This is a genomic window from Aerophototrophica crusticola (genome assembly GCF_012913305.1).
In the GTDB taxonomy this organism is placed as follows: Bacteria; Pseudomonadota; Alphaproteobacteria; order Azospirillales; family Azospirillaceae; genus Niveispirillum; species Niveispirillum crusticola.
Genome location: NZ_CP051775.1, coordinates 1,947,706 through 1,974,337 on the forward strand (window position 1 = coordinate 1,947,706; position 26,632 = coordinate 1,974,337).

Below are 26,632 nucleotides of genomic sequence, written 5' to 3' on the forward strand. Positions count from 1 at the left end.
AGCACCAGGGGCGGCAGGCGGATGCGGTGGCCTTCTATCGCCAGGCCTTGTCCGCGGCGCCGGACCTGCCCGAGGTCTGGCACAATCTGGGCAACGCCCTGTCCGGCCTGGACCGGCATGAGGAGGCCATCGAGGCCTATCGCCGGGCCTTGTCCCTGGACCCGTTCAACCGGGACACCCACGCCAACCTGAACAAGCTGCTCTGGCAGTTGGGCCGGCATGGGGAGGTGCTGGAGTCCTACCGCGCCGCCAAGCGGGCCGCCCCTGACCGGGCCGACGTGCTGGAGATGGCGGCGGAGGCGGAGGCCCATTTCGGCCGGCCAGAGGAGGCCCTGGCGGACGTGGACCGGGCGCTGGTGCTGGCACCGGACTCGCCCGCCGTGCGGCATACCCGCGGCAACGTGCTGCTGCGCCAGGACCGCCCCGCTGAGGCATTGGCCGATTTCGAACGGGGGTTGGCCGCCGCTTCCGACTCAGCCGCCCTGCTCCGCGGCGCGGGTGAGGCGGCGCTGGCTGCCGGTGACCCGGATAAGGCGCTGGCCTATGCCCGCCGCCTCGCCACCCTGGCGCCGACGGACCAGCTCGCCTATGCCCAACAAGCCCTGGCCTTGCGGCTGAAGGGAGATGCCGGGGAAGCCTATATCAACGATTACGACCGGCTGGTGGGGGTGCTGGACCTGCCGCCGCCGCCTGGCTTCGCCGACATGGAGGCGTTCAACCGTGACCTGCTGGCGGCCCTTCAGACCCTGCACACGACCAAGCATGAACCCATAGACCAGACCCTCCGCCACGGCACCCAGACGGCGGAGACGCTGTTCGGCCGCCAGGGGCTGCCGCCTGTCGTCGGCGTGCTGCAGCGCTCGCTTGAACAGGCCATCACCGGCTGGATCGCCACCCTGCCCGACGACAAGGCCCATCCGTTCCTGGGACGCAAGACAGGGGGCATCCGCATCAGCGGGTCCTGGTCGGCCCGCCTGCATGACCAGGGATACCACACCGACCATGTCCACCCGGCCGGCTGGCTGAGCGCCTGCTACTATGCGGAGGTTCCAGACGCCGTGGCCGACGAGAAGGCCAAGCAGGGCTGGATCAAGTTCGGGGAACCCAACATGGGGCCGCGCCTGCGCCTGCCCTGGGTCCGCGCCGTGCAACCCCGGCCCGGGCGGCTGGTGATCTTCCCCAGCTATGTCTGGCACGGCACCATCCCGTTCCACGGTCCCCAGCACCGGACCACCGTGGCCTTCGACATGGTCCCCGCCTGACCACCCTTCCGTGACGGCAAGAAAAAAGCGGCATGGTTCCCCATGCCGCTTCTTCTTTGACTCCGGTCCCCGGAACCCCGGCAGGGCTTGTGGCACCTGCCGGGGACGCGGGATGGTCGGCGACGATCAGAACTTGATGGTCGCGCCGACATAGAACTGCCGGCCCAGCACGTCGTAGGCGTTCGGGTCGGTGTTGCCGTCCGGGGAGTTGTCGAACACCGGCGGCTTCTTGTCCGCCAGGTTCTTGATGCCGCCGAACAGGTCCACCTGCTCCACCACCGCCCAGCGGAAGGAGACGTCGTGGTACCAGAACGTCTTCACGCCGCTGTAGCCGCCATCCTCGAAGTCGGGGATGTTGCCCTGGTTGTCCATCTTGTCGATGAACTGGGTGTTCCAGGTCAGCGTCACCGGGCCGATGTCATAGGCCAGCCGCAGGTTGGCCTTCCACTCCGGCAGGGTGGCGGAGATGTTGTAGGCGCCGGCGGTGCCGATGTACTCGATGCCGTCCAGCTTGTAGCTGTCGACCCAGGTGACGTTCAGGCCCACGTCGAACTTCTCACCGAAGATGCCGGTGTCGCCGACCATGTCGGCCACCGGGATCTTGTAGTTGATGCCGACGTCGATGCCCGAGGTCTTCAGGGAGGACACGTTGCCCAGGGTGCCGCGGGCCTTCAACTCGCCCGTCGCGTCACGGAACACCTTGTCGCCGATCAGCGGATCGCGGCAAGCGGCGCTGGTCTGGTCGAGGCTGGCGAAGCAGGCAGCCACGATGCCGGCGATGCCGCCCTCGATGGTGCCGATATAGTCCTTCACCTTGATGCTGTAGTAGTCGACGGTCAGGTCCAGGTCCGGGACGAAGTCCGGCTGGAACACGCCACCGATGGTGTAGGTGTCGGACGTCTCTTCCTTCAGGTTCCGGTTGCCGAAGAAGAACGCCTCGATCTGGCTGTTCGGCTGCACGAAGTTCGCGGCGACCGGGTCGAAGCCCAGCTGCTGCGTGCAGAACGCCCGGGTCGCCGCGGAGATGGTGCGGACGGCGCCGGTGTTGACGTTGCGGGTCGAGCAGGGATCGGTGATGGCCGGGAAGCCCTGGTCGCCGTTCTGGAACAGCTCGAACACGTTCGGCGCGCGGCTGGCGCGCTGGTACATGCCGCGGAAGCGGACGCCGTCCACCGGGGCCCACTCACCGCCCAGCTTGTAGCTGGTGACGCTGTCGATCGAGGAGTAGTCGGAGTAGCGGACGCCCAGTTCCAGGCCGACATACTTGGCGAAGGGAACGTCGGCGATCAGCGGAACCACGGCCTCGGCATAGATTTCCGAGACGTCGTACTTGCCGTCCACCGGCTGCTCGGCGTTGAAGCCGAAGATGTCGCCCGCCGCCTTGGCCGCGTCCGGCGTATAGGTCAGCGTGTCCTCGCGGTACTCGACACCGACCGCGACGCCCAGGTCGCCCGCCGGCAGCTCGACCACGGAGCCGGAGACGTTGGCGTTGATGGTGTAGCGCTCATACACCGTCAGGTCGGAGATGTTCAGGCGGATGTAGTTCGCGCCGGCCGGGCTGATGGAACCGGTCGGGCCGAAGAAGTTGATCGGCACGCAGCCGGGAGCCAGGCGCAGGACGGCCGCACCGCAGCTGGTGGTGCTGGCAGCGTTCAGCGCGGCAGCCACGCGGGAGCGGGAGACGTCGTTCAGGATCTGGTCGCGGAACTCGGTGCGGCCATAGCCGAAGAACGTGTCGGCCCTCCAGCCGCCCGGCAGCTCGGCCTCGAAGCCGAAGTTGCCCTGGAACAGCTTGGAGGAGCTGTCCTGCACGCGCGCACCCACCTCTTCCATGCGGCGGCGCATGATGACGGGGGCGTTCGGGTCCGGACGGGCCGCCAGCGCGGCGCGCACGGTCGGGGACAGGAACGGGTTGTTGGCCGGGACCAGGGCGCCGGTCAGCGGGGTGGGGGCCAGCTGGGCGCCGCGGCGGCTGTCGCTGTAGAAACCCTCACCGGTGAACTGCAGCCAGTCCGTCACGTCGTAGTGGCTGAGGAAGGCGGCGGTGATGCGCTCGGCCGGGGACTGCAGGTTGTTGACCGGGGCGAAGTTGTACCGGTCGGTGCTGGGGCCCAGGTCCAGGTCGTTACAGAAGCCGCGGACAGACCCGTCGGCATTGAAGGTCAGGTTGGTCGAGGCCGCGGCCGGGCAGCCGGCGTTGGTCGGGCGCGACGGGAACGGGTTCAGCGGGACGTTGTCGAACCGGGCGCGGCCGGTGGCCGAACCGCCGGCATTGCTGATGCGGGCCCAGTCGCGGTCCGCGCCCAGGACGCGGTTGCGGTCATAGTGCGACGCGAAGGCGGTCACGTTGCCGCGGCCGTTGTCGAAGTTCGCGCCGATGATCATGGAGTTGTCGATCTGGCGCCCATCACCTTCCTCGGTGATGTTGTACTGGCTGTTGAACTCCAGACCCTCGAAGTCGTCCTTCAGGATGAAGTTCACCACGCCGGCCAGCGCGTCGGAGCCGTACACCGCGGAGGCGCCGCCGGTCACCACCTCGACACGCTCGATCAGGCGGGCCGGGATGTTGTTCAGGTCGACCGAGGAGCTGCCCTTGGTGGACGGGTTGAAACGGCGGTTGTTCACCAGCACCAGGGTGCGGGAAGCGCCGAGGCCGCGGAGGTCGACCGTGGCCGTGCCATCCGAGGGGTTGTTCGACGCGGCGGTGAAGCCCGGGACCACCTGCGGCAGGGTGTTCAGCACCTGCTCGACGGCCAAGCTACCGGTGGCCTGGATCTGCTCGGACGTCACGGTGGACACCGGGCTGTTCGCCACGAAGTCCTGGCGCGCGATGCGCGAGCCGGTGACCACGATCTCCTCGAGGTCGGAGGCCTGCTGCGCCTGGGCGGCCGGGGCGACGGCGAACACACCCAGCGCGGCGCTGGCCAGCAGCGCGGCGCGGACGGACCGAGACTTCATCACGGATTGCTTCATGTATGTCGTTCCCTTATCGCGATGCCGTCTGGTGCGGCATCTGATCGGGTAGCCCGGCCTAGGCCGGTGCTGCCCATCGGTCGAGGCATGGCGACGCGGAGGAGGAAAGCCCCACCCGTTCGCATACCTGCTTTCCCGATTTAGCGGAGAGAACGACGATCTTTCAAATACCCCTACCCATTCGAGGTGAAGATTACGGGGAACCGTTGCACTTTTGCAATTCAATGCCTCCCCTAAGTAGCGGCACGGCCGGGGCGCCGCCGCTTCGGCCTATGTCTCGTCCCTTCAGGGCCGCGCTTGGCACAGGGCCTCATGAATTGTCATCTTCCTCGAACAAGGTGGCCAAAGGCACGGCCAGGATCCCGCTGTCCGCCAGCTCCGTCTGTTCGAACAGGTCGGCCAGCCGCGCCTGCCAGCCCGTCTGCAAATGGCCGACGGCGCGCAGATTGCCCCGAAGGGCAAGGCCCAGGCTGTGCCGCAGGTCGTCGATGGTGGCGGTGTGCAGGTCCCGGCTGGCGATCCAGGCGCCACGGGCGGTGCGGTCCACCCAGCGGGCATGCTGGAGTTGCTCCAGCATCCCCTCGATGATGACGGCACCCACGGGGATGCGGGAGGCCAGCGTGGGTTGGCGGATGCCGACGCCCAGCTTCGCCGCCCGGTGCAGCTCCCGCAGGATGGCCACGGCCACGACGATGCGGTGGGCGGACAACAACCCCTCCGGCCCGCCCTCGGTGATGCGGCCCGCCCGCCATTCCGGCAGGGTGGCGGTGATCTCCGCCCCGAACAGGACGATGGACCAGACGGTGTACAGCCAGACCAGGAAGATCGGGATCACCGACAGGGCACCGTAGATGGTCTCATAGGTCGGGAAGGCGGTGACGTAGAGGACGAACCCGATCTTCGACACCTCCATCAGCACCGCCGCCACCAGCCCGCCGGCCAGGGCGTCGCGCCAGCGCACGGCCCGGTTGGGGATGGCCAGGTACATCAGGGTGAAGGCCGCCGCCTCGAACAGGCCCGGGACCAGCAGCTTGAATCCCTCGATGGCTTCCCCCCGAAGGCGTGGAAGTCCACGGCCATGCTGCTGCTGAGCGACATGCTGGCCCCCAGCAGCAGCGGCGCCATGGTCAGCACCGCCCAGAAGGACAGCACCCGCATCAGCAACGGCCGCGGCTCGGTGATCCGCCAGATGGCGTTGAACGCCCCCTCGATGCTGCTGAACAGCAGGATGGCGCTGAACGTCAGGCCCACGGCGCCGAATCCGGTCAATGCCGCGGCGTTGGCCATGAACTGGCTGGCATAGCCCTGGACCTGCTGCCCCACCTGGGGCACCAGGAACTCGAAAAGCATGGTCTGGGCCTGCTCCCGCACCCGGCTGTAGGCGGGGAAGGCGGTGAAGATGGCGAAGGTGACGGTCAGGAGCGGCACCAGCGCCAGCAGCGTGGTATAGGTGAGCGCGGCCGACGCCTGCAGGTCGTTGTTGCGCCAGAAGCGGCCCATGGCATGCCAGGCGACGCTGCCGAAATCCTTGATCCTGTGCGGCAGGGCCAGCCCCCAGGCCTGCAATCGCCCTGCCCTAGACAATGGCGGCATCAGGCGGCCCCCCCATGGGCATGCGGCCCGGATTTGACCCCAAGCCCGGTTCGTGTAGGATGCCGGCCGTTTTTCCAGGCCCCGACAGGGGTCTTGGCGGAGAGATCGGTATGAATCAAACCTCCCCTGCCCCGCTGATGGCCGGCAAGCGCGGCCTGATCATGGGTGTCGCCAACGACCGTTCCATCGCCTGGGGCATCGCCCAGCAGGCGGCCGCCCACGGGGCGGAACTGGCCTTCACCTACCAGGGCGACGCCCTGCTGAAGCGCGTCCGCCCCCTGGCGGAGCAGGTGGGTTCGGACATCCTGCTGCCCTGCGACGTGACGGATGAGGCCAGCATCGACGCGGTGTTCAAGGCGCTGGAGGAGCGCTGGGGCAAGCTGGACTTCGTGGTGCATGCGATCGCCTTCTCGGACAAGAACGAGCTGGATGGTCTGTACCTCAACACGACGCGCGCCAACTTCGCGCGCACCCTGGACATCTCCTGCTACTCCTTCACCGCCGTCAGCCAGCGGGCCGTGCCGCTGATGAAGGACGGGGGCAGCCTGCTGACGCTCAGCTATTATGGCGCGGAGCAGGTGATGCCGCACTATAACGTCATGGGCGTGGCCAAGGCGGCGCTGGAGGCCAGCGTCAAGTACCTGGCCAACGACCTGGGCCCCCAGGCGATCCGGGTCAACTCCATCTCCGCCGGCCCGATCAAGACGCTGGCCGCCAGCGGCATCGGCGACTTCCGCTTCATCCTGAAATGGAACGAGCTGAACGCGCCCCTGCGCCGCAACGTCACCATCCAGGAGGTGGGCAACGCCGCCCTGTTCCTGCTGTCCGACCTGGGTACCGGCGTGACGGGCGAGAACCTGCACGTGGACGCGGGCTACCACACCGTCGGCATGGCCCGGGTGGACACCGCCGCGGAGACGGGGGCCCTGTTGCAGAGCATGACGCCGGCCGGGCATTAAGCGCCCTCAGACGCCGGGCGCCGCCTCCGGCGGCTTGGCTTGCGCGACCACGTGGTCGCGGGGCCGCGGTCGCGGCCCTTGGGTGATTCATTTCGTCGGGAGGCCGGGCCATGGCCGGCAACAGCTTCGGCACCCTGTTCCGCTTCACCACCTTCGGGGAGAGCCACGGGCCGGCCATCGGCTGCGTCGTGGACGGGGTGCCGCCGCGGCTGCCACTGGACGAGGGCTTCATCCAGGCCTTCCTGGACAAGCGCAAGCCCGGCCAGAACAAGTACGTCACCCAGCGGCAGGAGCCGGACCGGGTGCAGATCAAGTCCGGCGTGTTCGAGGGGCTGACCACCGGCACGCCGGTCATGCTTTTCATCGAGAACGAGGACCAGCGGTCCAAGGACTACGGCGACATCAAGGACAAGTACCGTCCGGGCCACGCCGACTATACCTATGACGCCAAGTACGGCATCCGCGACTATCGCGGCGGCGGCCGCTCCAGCGCGCGGGAGACGGCGAGCCGCGTCGCCGCCGGCGCCGTGGCGCGGCGGGTGCTGGAGTCGGTGCCGGGTGCCGGCATCACCATCCGCGGCGCCATGGTGCAGATGGGCCCGCACAAGGTGGACCGGGCCAACTGGGACTGGTCCGCGGTGGCGGAGAACCCCTTCTTCTGCCCCGACCGGCAGGCGGCTGAACGCTGGGCGGATTACCTGGACGGGCTGCGCAAGTCCGGCAATTCCGTCGGCGCGGTGGTGGAGGTGGTGGCCAGCGGCGTCCCCGCCGGGTGGGGGGAGCCCATCTATGACAAGCTGGACAGCGAGCTTGCCGCCGCCATGATGACCATCAACGCCGTCAAGGGCGTGGAGATCGGCGCCGGCTTCGCCGCGGCGGAATTGACCGGCATCGAGAACGCCGACGAGATGCGCGTGGGCCCGGACGGCAAGCCGGTCTTCCTGTCCAACCATGCCGGCGGCGTGCTGGGCGGCATCAGCACGGGCCAGGACATCGTCGTCCGCTTCGCCATCAAGCCCACCAGCTCCATCCTCACCCCCCGGCTGACGGTGGACCGCTTCGGCAATGAGACGGAGATCGTCACCAAGGGCCGCCACGACCCCTGCGTGGGCATCCGCGCCGTGCCGGTGGGGGAAGCCATGATGGCCGTGGTGCTGGCGGACGCCTACCTGCGGCAGAAGGCGATGGCCCGCTGACCCGTAGGTCGGATTAGCGAAGCGTAATCCGACAGCACGCGAGGCACCCTCCACTCAACCCCGGGCATCGGCGGCTTGCCCAGGGATGCTGAGGATCTGCCTTGCAGAAGGCACGTCGTCGAGCGGGCGACGAATGGCTATACTGGAACCCATGTCCGCCGCATTCCCCACCCCCATCGTCGCCATCGATTTCGAGACCGCCAACGAGCAGCGGGCCAGCGCCTGCGCCATCGGCCTTGCCTTCATCGAGGGCGGGCGGGTGGTGGCGACGGAGGAGTACCTGATCCGCCCGCCGGAGCTGCGCTTCACCCCCTTCACCATCGGCGTCCACGGCATCCGGCCGGAGGACGTGGCCCACAAGCCGGAGTTCCCGGACCTGTGGGAGCGGCTGCGGCCACGCCTGTCCGACGCCCTGCTGCTGGCCCATAATGCCAGCTTCGACATGTCGGTGCTGCGGGCGACCCTGGCCTGGTACGGCTTGACGGTGCCGGCCCACAGTTACCTCTGCACCCTGTTGACGGCCCGCCGGCTCTGGCCCGATCTCGAGCGGCACAAGCTGAACTACCTGGCCTGGCATTTCGGGATCGAGCTGGACCATCACAAGGCCGGCAGCGACGCCCGCGCCTGTGCGGAGATCGCGTTGCGGGCCATGGCGGAGTCGGGTGCCGACGACCTCGCCACCATGGCCGCCCTGTCCGGCATCACCCTGGGGAGCTTCGGGGGCGAGCAGGACCTGACCTGCAAGGCCTATGGCGCCCCCCGGCGCGGCGGCGCGCAGCCTATCCGCCTGCCCCAGGTGCTGCGTGACCCCACCCTGGCCGGCCGCCGCATCTGCTTCACCGGCACCCTGTCCAGCCTGACCCGCGGCGAGGCGGAGACGCTGGCCGCCGTGGCCGGCATGGTTCCCCAGGGTAGCGTGACGGCGGAGACCGCCTACCTGGTCGTCGGCCGCACCCGTGACAGCACCAAGCTGCGCACCGCCCGCAACCGGGGGGACCAGGGCCCGGCCATCCTGGACGAGGCCCAGTTCCGCGCCATGCTGGGGCTGGCGGGCTGAGCGGCCTTGCCCCTTGCCCACGGCCGCGCTTACCCTGCCGCCATGACTGGAACCTTCCCCTCCCCCGACCTGGTCGCCCGCTTCCACCGTGACGGCTTCCTGGTCCTGCCCGGTTTCATGCCCGCTGAGCGGTGCGACGCGCTGGTGGCGCGGGCGGGGGAGTTGGTGGAGGGGTTCGAGCCCGCGGACATCCCCAGCGTCTTCTCCACCACCGACCAGAAGAAGACGACGGACGCGTATTTCCTGTCCTCTGGCGACCAGGTGCGGTTCTTCCTGGAGGAAGGGGCGCTTGGGCCCGACGGCGCGCTGAACCGCCCCAAGTCGGTGGCGGTGAACAAGATCGGTCACGCCCTGCATGACCGGGACCCGCTGTTCAGCGACTTTTCCCGCGACCCTCGCCTGGCCGCACTGGTGACGGCGCTGGGGATGCGCGACCCGCTGCTGATGCAGTCCATGTACATCTTCAAGCAGCCGCGCATCGGGGGTGAGGTGGTCTGCCACCAGGACGCCACCTTCCTTTACACCGACCCGCCCAGCGTGATCGGCCTGTGGTTCGCGCTCCAGGATGCGACCCTGGAGAATGGCTGCATGTGGGCGTTGCCCGGCGGGCACGCGGCGGGCCTGAAGTCCCGCTTCGCCCGCGCCGGACAAGGCGGCGTGCGGATGGACGTGCTGGACCCCACCCCCTGGCCGGCCTGCACGCCGGAGAACGGGTATGTGCCGCTGGAGGCGGCGAAGGGCACGCTGGTGGTGCTGCACGGCCTGCTGCCCCACCTGTCCGGCCCGAACCATTCGGACAAGAGCCGCCACGCCTATGCCGTCCATGTGGTTGACGGCACCCTGCCCTACCCCGCCGACAACTGGCTGCAAAGGCCGGCCGACAACCCGGCGCGGGGGTTTGCCTAGGCACCGAACAGTCCCCGCATTCCCTCCCCTGGCACCGCCCCGCCAGAACCGCTACAGTCGGCAAACAAAAGAACGAACGTTTGAGCGGAACGGGGCGGGGGGCGCATGGCGGGGACGGGGGTGGGGGCCGAGGAGGCCCCACGCACGGACGGCAAGGACACCAAGGAAGTGATCCTGGACGCGGCGGAGCGGCTGTTCGCCGAGCGCAGCTATGCCAGCGTGTCCCTGCGGGAGCTGACGGCGGCGGCTGGGGTGAACCTGGCCGCGGTGAACTATCATTTCGGCTCCAAGGACGCCCTGCTGCTGGCCGTGTTCCGCCGCGGGGCCGTGACCCTTAACAAGGAGCGCGCCCGCCTGCTGCGGGAGGCGGAGGCGCGGGCCGGCGACCAGCCCCCGCCGGTGCGGGAGATCGTGGAGGCCCTGGTGGGCCCCGCCATCCGGGCCAGCCTCACCGGCACCGCCCTGTCGCTCTACAACCAGTTCTACACGCTGGCCCGCGCCGGCGGCCCGCCCGAACTGCGGGAGATGCTGGAGAAGGACGTGGGCCACCTGCAGCGCTTCGTCACCGCGCTCACCCGCGCCCTGCCCCACTTGCCGGCGGAGGAGGTGTACTGGCGCCTGCACCTGTCCCTGGGCGTTCAGCACGGCAGCTCCAACGACCTGGGCCGCCTCGCCACCCTGTCCGGCGGCCTCTGCCAGGTCACCGACCGGGATGCGCTGGTGCGCCGGGTGGTGGATTATGTCACCGCCGGCCTGACGGCGCCTTTCGATCCTTGACAGGGGCCGCCCCGCCCTACGCGACGGGAAAACCGCACCCATATGATGGGAATGTCCCACCCCCGGGGAGTCCCGCCATGCTGCGCCTTGCCATCGCCGCCGCCATCGCCCTTGCCGTCTCTTCCCCCGCCCTGGCGCAGGAGGCTGAGCCCAAGAAGGACAAGGGGATCACCTGCATTCCCCTGCGCGACATCGACCGGACGGAGACCATCGACAGCAAGACCATCCTGGTGAAGCTGCGCGGCAAGGACCGGTACCAGAGGATCAGCCTGGCCAACCGCTGCACCGGCCTTCTGTTCAACGGCTTCAGCTTTGCCACCAGCACCAACGACCTGTGCAGCACCGACCCGTTGCGGGTGGTGGAGCCGGGCAGCCAGTTCTGCCTGATCGACAGCATCGACCCCATCACCGCCGAGCAGGCGGACGCCCTGCGCATGGCGAAGAAGTGACGCCCTGGCCGGTCGCCTGTTGCCTTCCCGAACCCGAGGAGGTGACAGATGACCGGCAAGCCCAGTCTGGACGGCCCCGACCGCCCCCAGATCCCCCGCCCGCCCACCAAGGAAGAACAGGCGGAGATGGACCGCGCCCGCAGCCTGGTCCATGACGACTGGACCGGCGACGGCCCGAAGCCGGGGACAAGCCGCCCGCGTCGAATTCCTGACGGCCTCCACCCGTTCCTCTGGAATGGCCCTATCCCGCCCTGGGTCCATCTGGTTTCTGTCGGCGCAGGTTGACGGAAGCGGGAATGGATCATGCGACAGGTCGGGATCGGGTTGCTGGCGGTGGTGCTGACGGCTGGGGCCGCGGGTGCGGCGGATTTGGCCATGGAAGGCCCGTGGCTGCCGGGCACCGTCTCCACCGCGGAGAACGAGTACAACTGGAACATCAGCGCCGACGGCACCCTGGCCGTCTTCGCCCGCTCGGCCGCCAACTTCCAGGGCGCCCGCATCATGGTGATGGAGCGGCGCGGTGATGGTTGGACCGAACCGGCCCCCCTGCCCTTCACCGACAATCGCTACAAGGACAGCGACCCCTGGCTGGCGCCCGACGGGCGGACCCTCTATTTCGTTTCAGACCGCCCCACCCCGGCCAAGGCCGACAAGAAGGACATGGACATCTGGCGCGTGACCCGCACCGCCGCCGGCTGGGGCACGCCCGAATGGCTGGGGGAGGCTGTGAACAGCCCCGGGGAAGAGTTGGGGCCGGAGGTGCATGGCGGCGTCCTGACCTTCAACTCCAGCCGCAAGGGCAGCCAGGGCGGGCTGGACATCTATGCCGCCAAGCCCGATGGCAAGGGCGGGTTCACGGCACCAGAAGCCCTGCCTGCCCCCATCAACTCCGCCAGCCAGGAAGGCGATTTCACCCTGGCCCCGGACGGCAAGTCGGCCCTGTTCTGGAGCCTGCGCGGCGGCAAGGGGGAAATTTACCGGGTCGCCAAGCAGGGCGATGGCTGGGGTGAGGCGGTGAAGCTGCCCGATGCCGTCAACACCGGCCCCTTCACCTTCACCCCGCAGTTCAGCGCCGACGGCAAGACCCTGACCTTCGGCAGCATGCGCGTCCGCGACGGCCAGCCGGCCGGGATGGCGGACGTGTACCGGGTGCCCACATCCTCCGTCCTCCCGTAGGTCGGATTAGCGAAGCGTAATCCGACATAATGGGCTCGACGCGGGGCCGTCGGATTACGGAGCCTTGCGGCTCCTAATCCGACCTACGAGACGGCCTTCCACTCCGCAGGCCCAGCGGCGAGGAACGGGGGCATGTCCCTTACGTCAGGCAGGGTGACCTGCCCCGCGGCCTTCTTCAGGATGGCCAGGAAGCGGGAATAGACATCCACCCGCAGGTTCTGCGGCGGGGCCAGGGCCACCAGGCGGCGTTCCGGCATGGGAACCCTGTACAGGTTCACCGCATGGTCCAGGTGCGGCCCCAGCTTGGCGGCCAGCGCCGGCACCAGCGCCACGCCCGCCCCCGCCTCCACCATGGACAGGGCCACCTCATAGGTGCGGGTCTGGCAGAGCACCCGGTGGCGCGGCAGGTAGTCCCGGTACCATTGCTCCACCCGCCGGCTGCGCTGGTTGCCGAAATTGAACTGGATGCAGTTGTTCAGCACCCGCTTTTCAGCCTCGCCCAGGTCGCGGTCCAAATCCTTGACCGCGGACAGGTCCAGTGAGCGCGGCACGGCCAGCACCTGCGGGTCGGCAAGCAGGTCCACCTGCTGGAAGCTGGCGCTGGTGGCGGCGATGCTGTCGGCGCCCAGGACGGCCATGGTGATGCGCCGGCCATAGAGCAGCTCGAGCGCCTCCGCCGGCGCCACCTCATGGATGTCGATCTCCACCCCCGGCATGGCTTCCGCCGCCTGGGCCAGGGCGAGGGGCAGCACCGTGCGGCCGACGGAGTTCAGCACCCCGATGGAGACCACGCCGCGCGCCCCGTCGCGGAACTCGGTCATGCCGGCGCTGACCTCATCCATGTTGGCCAGGATGGCTTCCGCCTTGCGCAGCAGGAAGCGGCCGGCATCGGTCAGTTCAAGGTTGTTGCCGGCCCGGTTGAACAGGCGGTTTCCCGCCTCCTCCTCCAACTTGGCGAGCTGCTGCGACAGGCTGGGCTGCGCCAGGCCCAGCACCTTGCTGGCCTTGGTCAGGCTGTCCGCATGGGCGATGGCCCAGAAGATCTCGATCTGCCGCAGGGTCATCATGGGCCACGCATCCTCCCGGTCCCGGGGGTTGGGCGGTCCTTGCTGGCCGCGCTCTTCTCCCCACGTGCATGGATGCTAACGGTTTGCCGGGCAGACCGGTCTTGGACTTTGGGCTAATAGAGATCTTCTATCGAGAAAAGCAAAAAAGAGCGCCGCGGAGTGTCCCGCGGCGCCCACAGTTTCGCCGTCGCCACCAGGGAGGGTATGCTAGACGGCGTCGCCGCGCGGGGGAGGGCCCGCAGCGGACAGCTCTTCGGCCTCATCGTCGGTGAAGACGCGGGAGCGGGTCAGGAACCGCATGCCCTCCGGCGCCTCCAACGAGAAGCCCGCGCCGCGCCCAGGCACGGCGTCGATGATCAGTTGGGTATGGCTCCAGTACTCGAACTGGGCCGCCCCGATGAAGACGGGACAGCCGGCGATCCGACCCAGGAACACGTCCTGCTGCCCCACCTTGAACTCACCCAACGGATAGCACATGGGTGCCGACCCGTCGCAGCACCCGCCGGACTGGTGGAACATCAGGTCGCCATGCACGGCACGCAGCTTCCCGATCAGGGCTTCTGCCGCCGGCGTGGCAAGGACGCGATCCACCATGGTGCCATCCCTCAGGTGTCGTGCAAGGGGGTGTCGGGCTTCGCGCCGGGGCTCAAGCCGACCTACGGTACCATTCCCGTAGGTCGGTGCCGAGCGAAGCGAGGCCCGACATTAACACCCCAGGCTCAGAAGAAGCCCAACGCCTTCGGGCTGTAGCTAACCAGGAGGTTCTTGGTCTGCTGGTAATGGTCGAGCATCATCTTGTGGTTCTCACGCCCGATGCCCGACTGCTTGTAGCCACCGAACGCCGCATGGGCGGGGTACAGGTGGTAGCAGTTGGTCCAGACGCGACCGGCCTGGATGGCGCGGCCGAAGCGGTAGGCGCGGTTGCCGTTGCGGCTCCACACGCCGGCGCCCAGGCCGTACAGGGTGTCGTTGGCGATCTCCAGCGCTTCCTCGTCCGTCCGGAACTTGGTGACGGCGACGACCGGCCCGAAGATCTCTTCCTGGAACACCCGCATCTTGTTGTGGCCTTCCAGGATGGTCGGCTGCACGTAGAAGCCGCCCTCCAGCTCGCCACCCAGCTGGGCGCGGGCGCCGCCGGTCAGGACGTTGGCGCCCTCGTTCCGGCCGATGTCGATGTAGCTGAGGATCTTCTCCAGCTGGTCGTTGCTGGCCTGGGCGCCGATCATGGTGCTGGGGTCCAGCGGGCTGCCCTGCTTCACCGACTGCACCCGCTTGATCGCCCGCTCCATGAAGCGGTCATAGATGCTCTCATGCACCAGGGCGCGGGACGGGCAGGTGCAGACCTCGCCCTGGTTCAGGGCGAACATCGCAAAGCCCTCCAGGGCCTTGTCGAAGAAGTCGTCATCCTCCGACGCCACGTCGGCGAAGAAGATGTTCGGCGACTTGCCGCCCAGCTCCAGCGTGACGGGGATCAGGTTCTCGGAAGCGTACTGCATGATCAGCCGGCCGGTGGTGGTCTCACCGGTGAAGGCGATCTTGGCGATGCGCTTGTTCTGGGCCAGCGGCTTGCCGGCCTCGACGCCGAAGCCGTTGACGATGTTCAGCACGCCGGGCGGCAGCAGGTCGGCGATGATCTCCGCCAGGACCATGATGGCCATGGGGGTCTGCTCGGCCGGCTTCAGGACGACGCAGTTGCCGGCGGCCAGGGCGGGGGCCAGCTTCCACACCGCCATCAGCAGCGGGAAGTTCCAGGGGATGATCTGGCCCACGACGCCCAGCGGCTCATGGAAATGGTAGGCCACGGTGTCGTGGTCGATCTCGGCCAGGCTGCCTTCCTGGGCCCGGACGCAGCCGGCGAAGTAGCGGAAATGGTCCACGCCCAGCGGCAGGTCGGCGGCGGTGGTCTCGCGGATCGGCTTGCCGTTGTCGATGGTCTCCGCCAGGGCCAGCAGGTCCAGCTTCTCTTCCATCCGGTCGGCGATCCGGTTCAGGATTAAGGCGCGCTCGGCGGGGGAGGTACGGCCCCACTTGTCCTTCGCCTTGTGGGCGGCATCCAGCGCCAGCTCGATGTCCTCGGCGGTGGAACGGGCAACCTTGCAGATCGGCTTGCCGGTGACGGGGGAGATGTTGTCGAAGTACTGGCCCCGCACGGGTGCCACCCACTCCCCACCGATGAAATTGTCATAGGTCGAGCGGAGGGCGATGCTCGACTTCAGCTTCTCGAGGGCTTGGTGCAACACGGCGCGTTCTCCCTGGTCGGTTTGGCGGGCCGCGTCGGCGCGTTCTTTGGGCGGCGGCCCCTGCCATGCCGCACACCCTGCGCCCCGGGGCTGCCGCCGGTAAATTAGACCTTGGGCGAAGACCCCTTGCCCAGGGGTTCCTGGGCGGCACCAAGGTGCAATTGCCATCTGGGCGTGTGTCCGCGAAACCTGCCCCCGCCATCGCTTCACCCCCCAAACGATACGGGAGAGAACCCATGCGCCACGCCCTGGCCGCCGCCATCCTTGCCGCCCTCGCCCTGCCCGCCGCGGGCCAAGCCGCCGAGCACCAGGTGAAGATGCTGAACCAGGGCACCGCCGGGGCCATGGTGTTCGAACCGGCCTACCTGAAGGTGGCCCCCGGCGACACGGTGCGCTTCCTGCCCACGGACAAGAGCCACAATGCCGAGGCCATCAAGGGCATGGTGCCCGACGGGGCGGAGATCTTCGTCGGCAAGATGAATGAGGAGGTGGTGGTCACCTTCGACAAGCCCGGCCTGTACGGCATCAAGTGCAAGCCCCATTACGCCATGGGCATGGTCGCCCTGGTCCAGGTGGGCGACGCCGCCAACCTGGACACCGCCAAAGCCGTGGGCCACCCCGGCAAGGCCAAGCAGGTGTTCGGCGCCCTGCTGGAGGAAGCGGGCAAGACGCAGACGGCGTCGAACTGAGGGTGATGGTCCGTCGGTGCCTTTTTGCACGGACGGCACGGACTTTCCACGGACGGACACGGACAGGGTTGATGGCTGCGCCGCGTGGCAGTTACCCGCCGGAGGCAATTTTTCACTCGCCCGTGTCGTCCGTGGCTTGTCCGTGTCGTCCGTGTCTGCTGCCCCGACGGCCCCAACGCAGCCCAAAGTACAATTCCCGCCCGCGCGCTGGCCTGCCACGCTCCCGGCGTCCCGCCACGCCAGGAATCCCATGCGCCAGCAGCTTTTCCGCCTGTTTCTGACACTGCTGCTGGTGGTCACCCTTCCCCTCGCCGCCCGGGCGCAAGGGGTGGTGCTGGATGATGAGACGGCGGCGAAGCTGGCGCCCCCCGGCTACGACCTCGGCCCCAAGGAGAAAGACGTGCCCGCCTGGCCGCTGATCAAGGCGGGCATGGTGGCGGGGTACGTCTATGAGACGGGGAAGCTGGCTTCCATCCCCGGCTTCAGCGGCACGCCAATCAACCTGCTGGTGGCCATGGACACCCAGGGCCAGTTCCTGGACGTGCAGATCCTGCACCAGGCGGAGCCGGTGTTCGTGGAGGGGCTGGGGCCGCAGCCCTTAGTGGAGTTCCTGAACCAGTACCGTGGGAAGTCCATCCGCCAGAACATCAAGATCGGCAGCGCCTATGGCGGCTCCGACAAGGGCAACAGCACCAGCGTCACCCTGGACGGGGTGCTGAAGGCCACGGCCAGCGTGCGCATCGCCAACCTGACCATCCTGGCCGCCAGCACCAAGGTGGCCCAGGCCAAGATGGCCGGCGTCGCGCCCCGGCCCAAATCCACGCCCAAGGAGGATGTGGGCCCCGCCCTGCCCTGGGACGAGCTGGTGGCCAAGGGCCATGTGGGGCACCTGCGGCTGAGCAACGCCGACGTGGAGAAAGCCTTTGCCGGGACCAGCTTCGCCGGCCGCGACCCGGAGGCCCTGTCCGACCCGGACGGGCTGTTCACCGACCTGTGGTTCGCCTACCTGAACAGCCCCGCCATCGGCCCGACGGTGCTGGGGGAACGGCAGTACCAGCACTTGCGCGGGCGCTTGCAGGAGGGGGAACAGGCCCTGCTGGTCTGGTCGTCGGGCCGTTACCGCTACATCCCCGATGATTTCGTCCCCGCCACCGTGCCGGACCTGCTGGCCCTGGACCAGGGCGGGTTCCCCGTGAACATCCGGGACATGGTCCACGACTATTCCCTGCCCCCCGGCCTGCCGGAGGGGGAGGAACTGCGCATCTTCCGCATCGACGGCAGCGCCCCGTTCGACCCCGCCAGCCCCTGGACCCTGTCCCTGCGGGTGGTGCGGGAAAAGGGCATGTTCATGCCGGAGACGGAGGCGCGGGACTTCAAGGCGGACTACGCCCTGCCCGCCACCTTGTTCATCGCGCCCGTGGTGGACAATGCGCCGGAATGGCTCAGCGCCTGGACCGACCGGCTGCCGGAGCTTTCGATCCTGGGCCTGATGCTGCTGGCGCTGACCGGGGCCCTGGTGATGCAGCAGCGCCTGTCCCGGAATGAGCGGCTGTTCTACGCCATCCGCCTGTCCTACCTGGCGGCCACCCTGGTCTTCATCGGCTGGTATGCCCAGGGGCAGCTCTCCATCGTCACCGTGCAGGGGGTGATGAAGGGGTTCCGCCAGGGCTTCGACTTCGGCTTCTTGCTGTACGACCCCATCAGCCTGCTGCTCTGGGCCTATGTGGCCGTGGCGGCCATCGTCTGGGGCCGGGGCACCTTCTGCGGCTGGCTCTGCCCCTTTGGTGCCTTGCAGGAGTTCAGCCACTGGCTGGGCAAGCTGCTGCGCTTCCCGCAGGTCAAGGTTCCGGCTTGGCTAGACGGGCGGCTGGTGCTGGTGAAGTACGGCGCGCTGGCGGCGCTGCTGGCGGTTGCCGTCATCGCCCCGGCCCAGGCCGAGAAGGCGGCAGAGTTGGAGCCCTTCAAGACCGCCATCACGCTTGGGTTCGTCCGCGACCTGCCGTTTGTCGTGTACGCCGTCGGGCTGGTCGTGTTGGGCGCCTTCCTGTTCAAGCCCTTCTGCCGCTATATGTGCCCGCTCGGCGCCTTCCTGGCCGTGGTGGGGCGGCTGCGGCTGTGGGATTGGATCCCGCGGCAGAAGGCCTGCGGCAGCCCCTGTCAGCTCTGCACCGCCCGCTGCAAATACAAGGCGATCCGCCGGGACGGCAGCATCCGCTATGACGAATGCTTCCAGTGCCTGGACTGCGTGGGCATCTATGCCGACGCCAAGCGCTGCGTGCCCAAGGTCCTCGCCGCCAAACGGGGCGCCGGCTACGTCCCCCAGCCGCGGAGGGCTGCACATGGAGCCTAATTCGCCCTCAGACGCCGGACGCCGCCATCCGGCGGCTTGGCTTACGCGGCCACGTGGCCGCGGGCCGGCAGTCGCCGGCCTCCAGCGCCCATCGGTGATGGCCGCTGGGCTCACCCGCCGCCGATTCCTGTCCCTGGCCGGCGTCGCCGCCGCCTGCGTTGGCACGTCCGGCTGGGCCACGGCCAAGCCCCCGGTCCCCGTCACCTGGCGGGGTCAGGCGCTGGGCGCGGAGGCCGACCTGACCCTTTACCACCCCGACCCGGATGAGGCCGCCGCGATCATCGAGGGGGCGTTGGGAGAGGTGGCGCGGCTGGAGCGGCTGTTCAGCCTGTACCGGTCGGACAGCGCCCTGTCCGCCCTGAACCGGGACGGCAGCCTGACCGACCCGCCGCGGGAGTTCCTGGATCTGCTTCGGCAGGCGCAAGCGATCTCCGCCCTGTCCGGCGGAGCCTTCGACGTCACCGTCCAGCCGCTCTGGTCACTCTATGCCAGCCATTTTGCCAAGCCGGGCGCCGATCCCGCCGGCCCCTCCCCCGCTTTGGTGAGCGGGGCCCGGGCCCGCGTCGGCTGGCAGGGCATCGACCTTTCCCCCCGGCGCGTCGCCTTGCGGGACGGGATGGCCGTCACCCTGAACGGCATCGCCCAGGGCTTCATCACCGACGCGGTCACCGACTACCTCGCCGCCCGCGGCATCACCGCCACCCTGGTGAACATGGGGGAGTACCGGGCGCTGGGCAGCCACCCGGACGGCCGCCCCTGGCACCTGGGCATCCCCCACCCCGCCGACCCCGCCCGCCTGCTGGCCAGCCTGGACCTTAGGGGGCGCGCCGCCAGCACCAGCGCCGGCCTGGGCACCGCCTTTGACGCGCAAGGCCGCTTCCACCATTTGTTCGAACCGAGCAGCGGCCGCCCGGCCAGCGCCTGGGCCAGCGTCACCGTGGTTGCCCCCACCGCCACCCTTGCCGACGCCCTCTCCACCGCCATCGCCGCCGCCCCGCCGGACCGGGCCGCGGGCATCCTGCGGGCGGGCGGCGGGTTGGAGGCTTGGCTGCTGGGATGGGACAGGAAGGTGACGCGACGGTCCCTGGGCAACGATCCCGCCTGATGGGCAGGGACCCGTGTTGCCGAGATAATTCGGCGCCCGAGTTGCAGGGAGTTTAAATTGCATATATCCTTGTCGACCTTTGAATTCTTGGCTTGAGGCAAGAATGCCCCGGTGGGCTGTCGCTGTTTTGATGGTCATTCTCCTTGCAGGCTGTGACCAAAGCCGTTTTAGCAAAGTGGTCGAGTCTTTCACGACGCCAGAGCGGGTAACCTTAGCGAGAACCTACCTGGACGGGCTCTTTAAGGGGGAGATGGAAGCTTTGGCCCCCCTTACCGCGCCGGAGTTGAAATCGAAAATCCCGGCGGTGGTGCCTCAAATCGGCGGCATCATAGGCGGACAGGTGCCAATCAGTATGGACCTCGTGAACATCCAGATTTTGGAGGAGAGTGGAAAAACCATCACTGTCCTGGTGTTCGACGTAAGGTTCCGGGACCGATGGGTGCTGTCTCAGGTCCAGGTGCAATCAACCCCCAATGGTGAGTTCATCAACGGTTTCCATGTCACGCCGACCCCAGGGCCAGCTGCCTCGTTGAACCCCTTCAGTCTGGCAGACAAGAGCTGGCGGCATTGGCTGATGCTCATGTTGGGCGCCGCATCGCTGGCAACCACCTTGTCCGCCCTTGCGTTGCTGGTACGGTCAAGGGGACTACCGCGCCGGTGGCTCTGGGGTTTGGGGATCATTGTCGGCTTCGGACAGCTTTCCCTGAACTGGACATCCGGCGAAGCATCGTTTTCGTTGCTGGCGCTCCAGGCTTTCGGTGTTGGGGCCAGCAAAGTGCCGATCTATGCGCCTTGGGTCGTCCAGGTCTCCGTTCCTGTGGTCGCGGTCATCTTCCTGATACGTCGTGATGCCCTGCTTGCCCGCGCCCAAGCAGCAACGATGGGGTCCTAGACGGCAACCCTGTGCGCCGCCACGGTGGCGGATTCCGGAAATTTGCCGGGCTTCCCTGTCCGGCCATGCCGACAAGCCCACTTCCCTGTTTGGCACAGGGTTGGAGGAGCTTGCATGACACACCGGATCGGCGCCGCCTTGCTCACCCTTTCCCTTCTCGCCACGCCGACCCTGGCCGCGCCCGCGGACACGGACATGGACCTGATGGACGTCCACGTCCGCCCGGCGGAGCGGGTGCAGCCCACGGACGAATGGATCGACCGCATCACCGGCCTTTTCGCCGAGGGCGTGCTGAAGGATGAGAACAAGCGCGAGCGGCCGGTCACCAAATGGAAGGGCCCCCTGGTGATCGCCCTGCGCGGCGACGCGACCAGGGACTTCCTGACCCCCGTCTATGAGCTGGCGGATGAGCTGTCCGCCGCCACGGGGCTGGAGATCGAGGTGCTGGACCGGCCCCTGCAGCGGGGCGACATCGACGTGATCCTGACCTGGCGCAAGCGCTACTGGCCCTTCTTCGCCGCCCCGGTGGACCCCAAGGACACCCAGTTCACCTGCATGGCCATCCCCAGCTCCGCCGAGAACGGGATCATGCTGCGGGCGGAGGTGCACATCAACGCCGGCAATGTGGGCACGGAGACGGCCAAGGCCTGCCTGCTGGAAGAGATCGCCCAGAGCCTGGGCCTGTTCGGGGAGGTGGAGGACCCCTCCACCCTGCTGAACGACAATGTGGGCTACCAACGGCTGGGGGAGGTGGACACCATCCTTCTGAAGACGCTCTACGATCCCCGCCTCGTCCCCGGTTCCCAGGGGCTGGTTGCCCTGCACCAGGCCCGGCGCATCATCACAGAGCTGGTCCGCAAGCCGCAGGTGGCGGCGCGGCGCGACCCGCCGTAGGTCGGGTTGCAGCGAAGCGGAAACCCGACAGCAAGACTCTTCATCTTTCATTGTCGGGCCTCGCTACGCTCGGCACCGACTTACCCTGGCTTCCCTCACCCCCAGCGCCGTGGTCAGCCGGATGGCCTCCGCCCGGCCCAGCTCGTCAACGGTAAGCGCCCGCTCCACCGCCGCCCATTCCCGGATCATCGCTGCCCGCATCACCCCGGGCAAGGCGCCCTCCCCCACCGGCGGCGTCACCCAGACCCCGTCCAGCAGGGCGAACAAGTTGGCGGCACTCGCCTCCGCCACGCGTCCCCGGGTGTTCAGCAGCACGGCATCGTCGGCCCCGCGGGCCGTGGCCTCGTTCCTCGCCAAGATGCTGTCCAGGTAGTTCAGGCTCTTCACCCGTGACAGCGGGCTGCGCTCATTCCGGCAAGTCACCGTCGCCACCACCAGCCGCGCCGGTCCCTGTGGCGGTGGCAAGGAAGCGGCGGTGAGCATGAGGGTGGGCCGCGGCACCGTCGGCCTCGGCAAGCCCCGCGGCCCCGGGCCGGCGGTGAGGGTCAGGCGCACCGCCGCGTCGGCCAGCCCGTTCGCCCCCGCCACGGCGGCCACGGCATCGGCCAACCTGTCGTCGCCCGGCGGCACCGGCAGGCCCAGCAGATCGGCCCCTTGCCCCAGCCGGGCGAAGTGGGCGTCCAGGCGCATCCCCTGCCCACCTTCCACCCGGATCGTCTCAAACAGCCCGTCGCCCAGGGTCAAACCGCGGTCGGCGGGGTCGATGCGGGCCTCCGCCGCCGGGACCAGGGCCCCGTCCAGCCACAGGACGGGGCCGCTCATTCCGCGGCCAGCCCCAAGGGCGCAACCGCCAGGGGCGGCCAGGCCATGTCGGGGTCCAGGGCGGTCAGCATGGCCTTGGCCTTGGTCAGGCTTTCCTGGTACTCCGCCGCCGGGTCGCTGTCGGCGACGATGCCGCCCCCGGCCTGGGCCTGCACGCACGTGCCGCCCTGCCCGTCCGGGGCGAGGCAAAGGGTGCGGATGACGATGGAGCTGTCCATGGCCCCGTCCCAGCCGATCCAGGCGACGGAGCCGCAATAGGGCCCGCGCCGCGCCGGCTCCAGTTCATGGATGATCTCCATGGCCCGGATCTTCGGCGCCCCGGTGATGGAGCCGCCGGGGAAAGCCGCGCGCAGCAGGTCCACCGGCCCCAGCCCATCCTTGAGCCGCGCCTCCACCACGCTGACAAGGTGGTGGACGGTGCGGTAACTCTCCAACCCGCACAAGGTCGGCACCTTCACGCTCCCGACCTGCGCCACGCGGCTGAGGTCGTTGCGCAGCAAATCCACGATCATCAGGTTCTCTGCCCGGTCCTTCTCGCTGGCCAGCAGCTCCGCCGCCAGGGCGTCGTCGTCGGCCGGGGTGCCGCCGCGGGGCCGCGTCCCCTTGATGGGTCGGGTCTGCACCCGCCCGTCGGCGGAAAGCTTCAGGAACCGCTCCGGTGAGCCCGACGCCACCGCCCGCCCGGCACCCAGGTTCAGGAAGGCGCTGAACGGCGCCGCCGTCCGCGGCCGCAACGCGCGGTAGGCATCCCAAGCCGTGGCGCCGGGTGCCAAGGTCCCCAGGAACCGCTGGGTCATGTTGGCCTGGTAGATGTCGCCGGCCCGGATGTACTCCAGCACCCGCGCCACCGCGGCCTGGTACGAAGCAGGTGGAAGCTCCGCCCGCCAGCCGGGGCCGGACAGCAGTCGCCGGGGTGCCTCCCCCGCGGGCCGCACGGACAGCAACCGCCCCCGCAGGCCCTCGGCCAAGGCCCGGGCCGCCGTGGGCCGGCGGGCCGGGTCCGGCTCCCGCTCCCCGCCGGACAGCACCCACGCCCGGCCGCTGTGGTGGTCGAAGGCGGCGACGGTGTCATACAGGCCCACGGCCAGGTCAGGCAGGGCGATGCCCCGGTCCCGCGGCATGGGGAGCCGCTCCAGCCAGCCGCCCAGCTCGTAACCCAGCATGCCCACAACCCCACCGCGGAAGGGCGGCAGGTCCGGGTCGGGGTCCCGGCGGAAGGGTGCCAGCAGTCGCCCCAGCACGGCGAACGGATCGCCGTCCACCGGGCGGCCGTCGACGGTGACGCGGGTGCCCGAGGCTTCCACCCAAGCAAAAGGGTCGGCGGCGATGAAGCTCCAGCGGGCCCGGGCCGGGTCCGCGGCACCCGAATCGAGCAAAATGGCCCCGTCCTGCCCCGCCAGGGCGGCGAAGGCGTCGGCGGGGTCGGTCCAGGGCAGGTCGAGGCGGACGGGCAGGTTGGCCATGGCCCGGGACCATATCGCCCCGCCGCCCGGCCCACAACCACAGGACCGGTGGGGGCTTGGACCGGCCCCTTGGTGCGCTGCCCGCAACGGCCCTGGCGCGCCCGCGCCGGCTGTGGTCAAGTGGCCGCAATCGCGATTTCGTGGATGGTCTTTCCATGCGCTTCCTGGTTCGCCTGTTCGCCGTGATCGGTCTTCTGGCCGTGCTGTTGGTCGGGGGCCTGGTCGGCCTCTGGCTGATGCTCCGCCCCGATGCCAAGCCCCTGCCGGACGGCCTGGTGCTGTCCTTCGACTTCCAGAAGTCCCTGGCCGAGGCGGCCCCGGATGATCCCATCGCCGGCCTCCTCTCCGGCAAGCAGCCCACCCTGGTGGAGGTGGTCACGGCCATCGACCGCGCTGCCGCCGACCCGCGGGTCGTGGGGCTGGTGGGCACGGTGGGCGACTCCGGCGGCAAGGGTTTCGCCATGACGCAGGAGCTGCGGGACGCCATCCAGCGCTTCCGCGCCGCCGGCAAGTTCACCATCGCCCATGCGGAGACGTTCGGGGAACTGGGCAGCGGCATGCAGGGCTATTACCTGGCCACCGCCTTCGAGCAGGTATGGATGCAGCCCATGGGCGACGTCTCCACCACCGGCCTGCGGGCGGAGCTTCCCTTCCTGCGCGGCACCCTGGACAAGCTGAACGTCGTCCCGCAGTTCGAGAAGCGGTACGAGTACAAGACCTTCGCCGAGCAGTACACGAACAGCGAACCCTCCCCCGCCAACAAGGAAGCGACCGAAAGCCTGATCGGCGACCTGTTCGAGCAGTGGGTGGCAGGCGTGGCCGCTGCCCGCAACCTGCCGGTGGAGGCGGTTCGCGCCGCCGTGGACAGGGCGCCCCTGCTGGACGATGAGGCGGTAGAGGCCAAGCTGGTGGACAAGCTGGCCTATGCCGACGAGGCGCTGGACGCCGCCAAGGCCAAAGGCGCCAAGGGCAACGACACGCCGGTGCTGGACCTGCTGGAATATGGCAGCGCCGCGAGGGCCGAGCCGACCTCCGCCCCGCCGGCCGACGCGCCCAAGGTTGCCCTGATCGTGGGCAGCGGCCCCATCATGCGCGGTGAGGGGGAGGTGGACCCCCTGTCCGGGGAGAGCACCTTCGGCGCGGAGACGGTGGCCGAGCATTTCCAGGCCGCCATCGATGACAAGGACGTGCGCGCCATCCTGTTCCGGGTGGACAGCCCCGGCGGCTCCGCCGTCGCGTCGGCCGTGGTGGGCCGGATGGTGGACCGGGCCCGGGCCGCGGGCAAGCCGGTGGTCATCTCCATGGGTCCCGTGGCGGCCAGCGGCGGCTATTGGGTATCCATGAAGGCCGACCGCATCGTCGCCCAGCCGGGCACCATCACCGGATCCATCGGCGTGGTCGGCGGCAAGATGGTGACCAAGGGCCTGACCGATTGGGCCGGGCTGAACTTCGTCGCCATCGAGCGCGGCAAGAACGCCGGCATGTGGTCGTCCAACAACGGCTTCAGCCCCAGCCAGACTGAACGGTTGAACGCCTTCATGGACTCCACCTACGACGCCTTCACCCGCGGCGTGGCCGATGGGCGCAAGCTGCCGGTGGAGAAGGTGCGGGAGATCGCCAAGGGCCGCGTCTATACCGGCCGGCAGGCGAAGGAGATCGGGTTGGTGGACGCGCTGGGCGGCTACCAGACGGCGCTGGCCCAGGTGCGGGAGCTGATCGGCGTCGCCGCCGACGCCAAGGTGAACCTGGTCCCCTTCCCGCAGCCCAAGGGCCCGATCGAGAACCTGATGGACCTGATGTCCGGCGACACCCGGGCCGAGGCAGGCCGTGCGGTCAGTGCCCTGGTCGCCGCGGACCTGCTGGCGGAAATCCGCCCCGTCATCGCCCCCCTGGCTCCCTATATCCGGGCCCGGAGCATGGATGAGACGGTGCTGCTGATGCCGCCGCTGCTGGTGGAGTGAGGTTGACGGGGTGGGGGAGGTTCAGCCCTCCCTCACCCCGCCGATCAGGAATTCCTTGTTGCCTTCCGGCCCGGTGATGGGGCTTTCGGTCAGCCCCAGCACCCGCCAGCCCGGCAGGGCGCCCAGCCAGGCGCTGATCCGGTCGCAGACCTCCTGGTGCAGTTCCGGCTCCCGCACCACGCCACCCTTCCCCACCCGGCCCTTGCCCACCTCGAACTGGGGCTTCACCAGGGCCACCAGCCGCGCACCGGGCCGGGTCAGGGCCAGGGGTGCCGGCAGCACCACCTCCAACCCGATGAAGCTGGCGTCGCACACAACCAGGTCCACCGGCTCAGGGATCTGCGCGCCGCCCAGGCTGCGGGCGTTGGTTTTCTCCATCACCACCACCCGCGGGTCCTCCCGCAGTTTCCAGGCCAGTTGGCCGTGGCCCACATCCACGGCATAGACCTTGGCCGCCCCCCGGCTGAGCAGCACGTCGGTGAAGCCGCCGGTAGAGGCACCCACGTCCAGGGCGACCAGCCCGCTGGGGTCGATGCCGAAATGGTCCAACCCCTTCACCAGCTTCAGCCCGCCGCGGCTGACCCAAGGGTGGTCCTGCCCCTTCACCGACAGGGGCTGGTCCGCGGCGATGGAGTCGCCCGCCTTGGCGATCCGTTTGGTGTCCGAATAGACCAGACCGGCCAAGATCAGCGCCTGCGCCTTGGCGCGGCTCTCCGCCAAGCCCCGTTCCACCAGGGCCTGGTCCGCCCGGACCTTGCCCGACTTTTCTGCAACCATGGCTCCCCGCCCCAGACTTTGGTC

24 protein-coding genes are annotated in these 26,632 nt (G+C 68.9%); 15 read left to right on the forward strand and 9 right to left on the reverse strand.

Annotation, left to right across the window (positions count from 1 at the left end; genetic code table 11):
• The first annotated feature begins 26 nt into the window (after positions 1–26).
• Positions 27–1,262, forward strand: coding sequence for a putative 2OG-Fe(II) oxygenase (locus HHL28_RS09480; RefSeq protein ID WP_169655050.1), 1,236 nt, complete (start codon positions 27–29; stop codon positions 1,260–1,262).
• A gap of 126 nt (positions 1,263–1,388) precedes the next feature.
• On the opposite strand, the gene HHL28_RS09485 is transcribed toward HHL28_RS09480, so the two are convergent.
• The 3 genes from HHL28_RS09485 to HHL28_RS18555 form a co-directional block, all read right to left on the reverse strand.
• Complete coding sequence (locus tag HHL28_RS09485) at positions 1,389–4,220, reverse strand: TonB-dependent receptor domain-containing protein (protein ID WP_169655053.1); 2,832 nt, start codon at positions 4,218–4,220, stop codon at positions 1,389–1,391.
• A 325-nt stretch (positions 4,221–4,545) separates the two neighbouring features.
• A complete protein-coding gene (locus HHL28_RS18550) occupies positions 4,546–5,223 on the reverse strand; it encodes a YhjD/YihY/BrkB family envelope integrity protein (RefSeq protein ID WP_404325477.1) in 678 nt (225 codons plus the stop codon).
• Positions 5,223–5,801, reverse strand: a complete 579-nt coding sequence (locus HHL28_RS18555; protein WP_404325478.1) for a YihY family inner membrane protein — start codon at positions 5,799–5,801, stop codon at positions 5,223–5,225. Before HHL28_RS18555 ends, HHL28_RS18550 begins: the two co-directional genes overlap by 1 nt.
• Before the next feature lie 137 nt (positions 5,802–5,938).
• Here HHL28_RS18555 and fabI point away from each other — a divergent pair, with 137 nt between their 5' ends.
• From fabI to HHL28_RS09530, 8 genes are all read left to right on the forward strand, one after another.
• Complete coding sequence (fabI, locus tag HHL28_RS09495) at positions 5,939–6,787, forward strand: enoyl-ACP reductase FabI (RefSeq protein WP_075768661.1); 849 nt, start codon at positions 5,939–5,941, stop codon at positions 6,785–6,787.
• Between the two features lie 110 nt (positions 6,788–6,897).
• A complete protein-coding gene (gene aroC, locus HHL28_RS09500; protein ID WP_075768660.1) occupies positions 6,898–7,983 on the forward strand; it encodes a chorismate synthase in 1,086 nt (361 codons plus the stop codon).
• Between the two features lie 151 nt (positions 7,984–8,134).
• The gene (locus tag HHL28_RS09505; protein WP_083698712.1) at positions 8,135–9,040 is read left to right on the forward strand and encodes an exonuclease domain-containing protein; all 906 of its coding nucleotides are present in this window, start codon (positions 8,135–8,137) and stop codon (positions 9,038–9,040) included.
• 42 nt (positions 9,041–9,082) lie between these two features.
• On the forward strand, positions 9,083–9,946 hold the full coding sequence (locus HHL28_RS09510) for a phytanoyl-CoA dioxygenase family protein (RefSeq protein WP_075768659.1): 864 nt from the start codon (positions 9,083–9,085) through the stop codon (positions 9,944–9,946).
• 105 nt (positions 9,947–10,051) lie between these two features.
• Positions 10,052–10,723 (forward strand): TetR/AcrR family transcriptional regulator, encoded by a 672-nt coding sequence (locus HHL28_RS09515; RefSeq protein ID WP_075768658.1) that lies wholly within the window; start codon positions 10,052–10,054, stop codon positions 10,721–10,723.
• A 77-nt stretch (positions 10,724–10,800) separates the two neighbouring features.
• Positions 10,801–11,172, forward strand: coding sequence for a DUF6491 family protein (locus HHL28_RS09520; protein ID WP_075768657.1), 372 nt, complete (start codon positions 10,801–10,803; stop codon positions 11,170–11,172).
• Positions 11,173–11,220: 48 nt separating this feature from the next.
• Positions 11,221–11,457: a hypothetical protein gene (locus HHL28_RS09525; protein WP_169655056.1), complete on the forward strand. Its 237-nt coding sequence runs from the start codon at positions 11,221–11,223 to the stop codon at positions 11,455–11,457.
• Positions 11,458–11,475: 18 nt separating this feature from the next.
• A complete protein-coding gene (locus tag HHL28_RS09530) occupies positions 11,476–12,348 on the forward strand; it encodes a TolB family protein (protein ID WP_075768656.1) in 873 nt (290 codons plus the stop codon).
• 83 nt (positions 12,349–12,431) lie between these two features.
• Here HHL28_RS09530 and HHL28_RS09535 read toward each other — a convergent pair whose 3' ends face one another.
• The 3 genes from HHL28_RS09535 to adh all read right to left on the reverse strand — a co-directional run bounded on the left by HHL28_RS09535 (position 12,432) and on the right by adh (position 15,655).
• Positions 12,432–13,415 carry a LysR family transcriptional regulator gene (locus tag HHL28_RS09535; protein ID WP_075768655.1) on the reverse strand — a complete coding sequence of 328 codons (984 nt, stop codon included), beginning with the start codon at positions 13,413–13,415 and terminating at the stop codon, positions 12,432–12,434.
• Between the two features lie 207 nt (positions 13,416–13,622).
• Positions 13,623–14,009, reverse strand: coding sequence for a DUF779 domain-containing protein (locus HHL28_RS09540; RefSeq protein ID WP_075768654.1), 387 nt, complete (start codon positions 14,007–14,009; stop codon positions 13,623–13,625).
• 125 nt (positions 14,010–14,134) lie between these two features.
• A complete protein-coding gene (gene adh / locus HHL28_RS09545; protein ID WP_075768653.1) occupies positions 14,135–15,655 on the reverse strand; it encodes an aldehyde dehydrogenase in 1,521 nt (506 codons plus the stop codon).
• 236 nt (positions 15,656–15,891) lie between these two features.
• Between adh and HHL28_RS09550 the strand changes: the two genes are divergently transcribed.
• The 5 genes from HHL28_RS09550 to HHL28_RS09570 all read left to right on the forward strand — a co-directional run bounded on the left by HHL28_RS09550 (position 15,892) and on the right by HHL28_RS09570 (position 21,585).
• Entirely contained in the window at positions 15,892–16,344 is a 453-nt protein-coding gene (locus tag HHL28_RS09550) for a pseudoazurin (protein WP_075768652.1), read from the forward strand.
• Between the two features lie 250 nt (positions 16,345–16,594).
• The gene (locus HHL28_RS09555) at positions 16,595–18,694 is read left to right on the forward strand and encodes a 4Fe-4S binding protein (protein WP_169655058.1); all 2,100 of its coding nucleotides are present in this window, start codon (positions 16,595–16,597) and stop codon (positions 18,692–18,694) included.
• 97 nt (positions 18,695–18,791) lie between these two features.
• The gene (locus HHL28_RS09560; RefSeq protein WP_075768650.1) at positions 18,792–19,799 is read left to right on the forward strand and encodes an FAD:protein FMN transferase; all 1,008 of its coding nucleotides are present in this window, start codon (positions 18,792–18,794) and stop codon (positions 19,797–19,799) included.
• A gap of 250 nt (positions 19,800–20,049) precedes the next feature.
• Positions 20,050–20,691, forward strand: a complete 642-nt coding sequence (locus tag HHL28_RS09565) for a hypothetical protein (RefSeq protein ID WP_169655060.1) — start codon at positions 20,050–20,052, stop codon at positions 20,689–20,691.
• 114 nt (positions 20,692–20,805) lie between these two features.
• On the forward strand, positions 20,806–21,585 hold the full coding sequence (locus HHL28_RS09570; RefSeq protein ID WP_075768648.1) for a DUF2927 domain-containing protein: 780 nt from the start codon (positions 20,806–20,808) through the stop codon (positions 21,583–21,585).
• 63 nt (positions 21,586–21,648) lie between these two features.
• Here the strand turns inward: HHL28_RS09570 and HHL28_RS09575 are convergent, their stop codons facing one another.
• Both HHL28_RS09575 and pabB read right to left on the reverse strand, forming a co-directional pair.
• A complete protein-coding gene (locus tag HHL28_RS09575; RefSeq protein WP_075768647.1) occupies positions 21,649–22,407 on the reverse strand; it encodes an aminotransferase class IV in 759 nt (252 codons plus the stop codon).
• Positions 22,404–23,870: an aminodeoxychorismate synthase component I gene (gene pabB / locus HHL28_RS09580; RefSeq protein ID WP_075768646.1), complete on the reverse strand. Its 1,467-nt coding sequence runs from the start codon at positions 23,868–23,870 to the stop codon at positions 22,404–22,406. The genes HHL28_RS09575 and pabB overlap by 4 nt, the downstream gene beginning before the upstream one ends.
• Positions 23,871–24,025: 155 nt before the next feature.
• On the opposite strand from pabB, the gene sppA reads away from it, so the two are divergent.
• Positions 24,026–25,831: a signal peptide peptidase SppA gene (sppA, locus tag HHL28_RS09585; RefSeq protein WP_075768645.1), complete on the forward strand. Its 1,806-nt coding sequence runs from the start codon at positions 24,026–24,028 to the stop codon at positions 25,829–25,831.
• Positions 25,832–25,852: 21 nt separating this feature from the next.
• Here sppA and HHL28_RS09590 read toward each other — a convergent pair whose 3' ends face one another.
• Positions 25,853–26,608, reverse strand: coding sequence for a TlyA family RNA methyltransferase (locus HHL28_RS09590; protein ID WP_075768644.1), 756 nt, complete (start codon positions 26,606–26,608; stop codon positions 25,853–25,855).
• Between the last annotated feature and the right edge of the window lie 24 nt (positions 26,609–26,632).